This is a genomic window from Streptomyces sp. NPDC055078 (assembly GCF_053607985.1).
In genome coordinates this window covers 1-2764 of record NZ_JBSGUP010000881.1, presented here as the reverse complement: position 1 = coordinate 2764, position 2764 = coordinate 1, and the positions used below count along the sequence as shown (strand labels likewise).

The 2764-nt window shown below is 71.7% G+C and carries 2 protein-coding genes and 1 pseudogene; all 3 read left to right on the top strand.

Annotated features, from left to right (window positions below; translation table 11 throughout):
* Positions 1–110: 110 nt before the first annotated feature.
* Positions 111–1337, top strand: a complete 1227-nt coding sequence (fdhA, locus tag ACWF94_RS38100; protein ID WP_453499477.1) for a formaldehyde dehydrogenase, glutathione-independent — start codon at positions 111–113, stop codon at positions 1335–1337.
* Between the two features lie 326 nt (positions 1338–1663).
* Positions 1664–2491, top strand: coding sequence for an ABC transporter ATP-binding protein (locus ACWF94_RS38095; protein ID WP_453499475.1), 828 nt, complete (start codon positions 1664–1666; stop codon positions 2489–2491).
* Positions 2488–2764 (top strand): annotated as a pseudogene (locus ACWF94_RS38090) (ABC transporter permease); the annotation flags it as partial. The gene ACWF94_RS38095 and the pseudogene ACWF94_RS38090, both read left to right, overlap by 4 nt.

Sequence of the window (2764 nt, the reverse complement as noted above, 5' to 3'; positions counted from 1 at the left end):
ATCGCCGGACTGCGCGTCCGGCGATTCGGGAGGACACTCGAACAGTACGCGAAGGCCCCGGGGGCGATGACTCGCGTGGCTCCCTGGATGGAGTGTGGAGGTGACCGGGTGTGACCGGGAACAAGGCAGTGGCCTATGTGAAGCCGGGGACCGTGGAGATCCAGAGCACGGACTATCCGGGGCTGGAACTGCGGGACGGACCAGGGGTGGCACGCGCGAATGTGGGGCGCAAGTGTCCGCACGGTGTGATCCTCAAGGTTCTGGCGACCAACATCTGCGGCAGCGATCAGCACATGGTGCGCGGGCGGACCACGGCCCCGGCTGGGCTGGTCCTGGGGCACGAGATCACCGGGGAAGTGGTGGAACGCGGGCCGGACGCCGAGTTCGTCCAGGTCGGAGACGTGGTGTCGGTGCCGTTCAACATCGCCTGCGGCCGGTGCCGCAACTGCAAGGAACGCCAGACCGGCATCTGCCTGAACGTGAACCCGGCCCGTCCGGGAGCCGCGTACGGATATGTCGACATGGGCGGCTGGGTCGGCGGGCAGGCCGAGTACGTCATGGTCCCCTACGCGGACTTCAACGTGCTGCGCTTTCCCGATCCCGACCAGGCGCGTGAAAGGCTGCTCGACCTGACGATGCTGTCCGATATCTTCCCCACCGGATTCCACGGTGCGGTCACGGCGGGCACCGGGGTGGGTTCGACCGTGTACGTCGCCGGGGCCGGACCGGTCGGCCTCGCCGCGGCGGCCTCCGCCCAACTCCTGGGCGCCGCGGTGGTGATCGTGGGAGATCTCAACGCCGAACGCCTGGCACAGGCCCGCAGCTTCGGCTGCCAGAGCGTCGATCTGACCCAGGGCACCGCCGAGGAACAGATCGCGCAGATTCTCGGTGAGCCCGAGGTCGACGCGGCGGTCGACGCGGTCGGCTTTGAAGCACGCGCCCACGGCAAGAACTCGGAGGAGGCGCCCGCCACCGTCCTCAACTCCCTGATGGGCCTGACCCGGGCGGGCGGTGCGCTCGGCATCCCCGGCCTCTATGTCACCGACGACCCGGGCGGCGTCGACCAGGACGCCCGTACCGGCACCCTGAAGGTACGGCTCGGCCTGGGCTGGGCCAAGAGCCACACCTTCGCCACCGGACAGTGCCCGGTCATGCGCTACCACCGCGGCCTGATGCAGGCCATTCTCAACGAACGCGTCCACATCGCCCGCGCGGTCAACGCGACCGTCATCAGCCTGGACGACGCCCCGCGTGGCTATGCCGAGTTCGACCAGGGTGCCAGCCGTAAGTACGTCCTCGACCCGCACGGCGCGCTCGGCGGTGCCCGGCCCGTCTGACCGACGACCTCACCAACATCTCACCAACCTGACAGCGGCACCGGCCGGCCGCGCGGCCATGAGGTACGCGTATGAGCCGTGTCCTCACCGGGGTTCGACCTGCGCGACCGCGCCCAGGCGGGTCGTCCCGCCGAAGGCGCGGGGTGCGGGCCTCGCCCCCAGGGCCCCCGAGCGGCTGCCCCGGGCCGGGCAGGGCGGGGGGCCGCTCCTCCCCATCCCCTACCTCGGTAGCACCTCCAGCTTGGCTCCCGGGTATGACGCCCGGCACACGGCTGTGCCCGCACACTCCGTCCCGTCAGCACAAGAGGAACGCGAAAGGGCGGAACATGAGGCTACGCAGCGGCAAGCGGCGGCAGAGGGACGCACGACCGGAGGCCCCGGCCGCCACTCCCGGTCTCGCCGTCGAACTGCGCGGAGTCCGGCGGCAGTACGGCCGCGGCGCCGGCACGGTGCATGCCCTCGCGGGTGTCGACCTCGCCCTGCCGCTCGGCACGTTCACCGCGATCATGGGCCCGTCCGGATCCGGCAAGTCCACCTTCCTGCAGTGCGCCGCCGGACTCGACCGGCCGACGGCCGGATCCGTGCGCCTGGGCGGTACGGAGATCACCGGTATGAGCGAGAACGAGCTGACCGAACTCCGCCGCAGCCGCCTGGGCTTCGTCTTCCAGGCATTCAACCTGCTGCCCTCGCTCACCGTCGAGCAGAACGTCCTGCTGCCCATGCGCCTGGCCGGGCAGCGCCAGGATCGCCGGCGCGCGGGCGCGATGCTCGCACAGGTCGGTCTCGCCGACAAGGCGCGGCGCCGGCCCGGCAAGCTTTCCGGCGGCCAGCAGCAGCGTGTGGCCATCGCCCGTGCCCTGATCGGCAGCCCCGATGTGGTGTTCGCCGACGAGCCCACCGGTGCCCTCGACACCGGCACGGCCGCCGAGGTGCTCGGCCTGCTCCGGCACGCGGTGGACACGCTCGGCGCCACCGTCGTCATGGTCACCCACGACCCGGCCGCCGCCGCATGGGCGGACGGCGTACTCTTCCTCGCGGACGGGACCTTCGCCGACCGCCTGGAGCGCGGTACGCCGGACCAGATCGCGGCGCGGATGACCGCGCTCACCGCCCGTACCACCCGCGCGAACGCGGTGGCGGGGGTCGCGGCGTGAAGCGTCCCAACGGACTCGCCCGCGCGGCCGTCCGCTTCAAACCCGCGTCCTTCGCGGGGACCTTCGTCGCGCTGATGATGTCCGCTCTGATCGTCACGGCCTGCGGCATCCTCCTGGAGACCGGGCTGCGCGCGTCGGTGCCGCCCGAGCGGTACGCGAACGCGCCGGTCGTCGCGGCGGCCGACCAGTACGAGTACGTCGTCACGGGCAGCGGCGAGGACCGCGAGGAAGAGGCGACGCCGCTGCCGGACACCGCACGGGTGGACGCCGCCC

Coding starts and splice junctions, on each gene's coding strand:
- ACWF94_RS38095 (WP_453499475.1), top strand. CDS start 1,664: ATGAGGCTACGCAGCGGCAAGCGGCGGCAGAGGGACGCACGACCGGAG.